Source organism: Serratia sp. C2(1), assembly GCF_036352655.1.
GTDB lineage: Bacteria > Pseudomonadota > Gammaproteobacteria > Enterobacterales > Enterobacteriaceae > Serratia > Serratia inhibens.
The window spans coordinates 1-397 of the sequence record NZ_JAZFBA010000028.1 but is presented as its reverse complement, the minus strand read 5'-3'; the positions used below and the strand labels follow the sequence as shown (position 1 = coordinate 397).

The following is a 397-nucleotide window of genomic DNA, read 5'->3' as shown; positions in this document are numbered from 1 at the left end:
TGGTTATCACCGCTGACGAAGGCCTGCGCGCCGGGCGTGCCGTGCCGCTGAAAAAGAACGTCGACGACGCGCTGAAAAACCCTGGCGTGAAAAGCATCACCAACGTGGTCGTTTTCCAACGTACCGGCAAGCCGGGTTATTGGCAGGAAGGCCGTGATTTATGGTGGCATGAGCTGATCAACGGCGTTTCCGCCGACTGCCCGCCGGAAGAGATGAATGCGGAAGACCCGTTGTTTATCCTTTATACCTCCGGTTCGACCGGCAAACCCAAGGGCGTACTGCACACCACCGGCGGCTATCTGGTGTATGCCGCCATGACGTTCAAGTACGTCTTCGACTACCACGAAGGTGACGTGTACTGGTGTACGGCCGACGTCGGCTGGGTTACAGGTCACAG

1 protein-coding gene is annotated in these 397 nt (G+C 58.2%); it reads left to right on the top strand.

Annotated elements, in window-relative coordinates; translation table 11 throughout:
• Positions 1-397 (top strand): AMP-binding protein (locus tag V2S86_RS25380; protein WP_330764616.1); only part of this gene is annotated, 397 nt, incomplete at both ends.